Source organism: Edwardsiella sp. A.80236 (genome assembly GCF_044540725.1).
In the GTDB taxonomy this organism is placed as follows: domain Bacteria; phylum Pseudomonadota; class Gammaproteobacteria; order Enterobacterales; family Enterobacteriaceae; genus Edwardsiella; species Edwardsiella tarda.
This window is the reverse complement of record NZ_JBIUCY010000061.1, coordinates 1-965: the sequence shown is the minus strand read 5'-3', so window position 1 is coordinate 965 and position 965 is coordinate 1. Positions and strand designations below refer to the sequence as shown.

At 51.8% G+C, this 965-nt stretch carries 1 protein-coding gene; it reads left to right on the top strand.

Features of this window, described 5'->3' with window-relative positions:
* Positions 1-39 precede the first annotated feature (39 nt).
* Positions 40-965 (top strand): DUF4158 domain-containing protein (locus ACEQFP_RS17470; RefSeq protein ID WP_347074852.1); only part of this gene is annotated, 926 nt, incomplete at its 3' end.

The window sequence follows — 965 nt, the reverse complement described above, 5'->3', positions numbered from 1 at the left end:
AAAAATGTTACTAAATGCCCGTCAGGCAGGGAGGCCGATATGCCCGTTGACTTTCTGACCACTGAGCAGACTGAAAGCTATGGCAGATTCACCGGTGAACCGGATGAGCTTCAGCTGGCACGATATTTTCACCTTGATGAAGCAGACAAGGAATTTATCGGAAAAAGCAGAGGTGATCACAACCGTCTGGGCATTGCCCTGCAAATTGGATGTGTCCGTTTTCTGGGCACCTTCCTCACCGATATGAATCATATTCCTTCCGGCGTCCGGCATTTTACCGCCAGACAGCTCGGGATTCGTGATATCACCGTTCTTGCAGAATACGGTCAGAGGGAAAATACCCGCCGTGAGCATGCAGCGCTGATACGTCAGCACTATCAGTATCGTGAATTTGCCTGGCCCTGGACATTTCGCCTTACCCGTCTTTTATATACCCGGAGCTGGATAAGCAACGAACGTCCTGGCCTGCTTTTCGATCTGGCGACAGGGTGGCTTATGCAACATCGTATTATTCTCCCCGGAGCCACTACGCTGACCCGGTTGATTTCAGAGGTAAGGGAAAAGGCGACGTTGCGCCTGTGGAACAAACTGGCACTGATACCGTCAGCCGAACAGCGTTCACAGCTGGAGATGCTGCTGGGGCCAACTGATTGCAGCCGCCTGTCTTTACTGGAATCACTGAAAAAGGGCCCTGTGACCATCAGTGGTCCGGCGTTTAATGAAGCAATTGAACGCTGGAAAACTCTGAACGATTTTGGCCTGCATGCTGAAAACCTGAGTACACTCCCGGCTGTGCGCCTGAAAAATCTCGCACGTTATGCTGGTATGACTTCGGTGTTCAATATTGCCAGGATGTCACCGCAGAAAAGGATGGCGGTTCTGGTTGCCTTTGTCCTTGCATGGGAAACGCTGGCGCTGGATGATGCATTGGACGTTCTGGACGCCATGCTGGCCGTTATCATCCG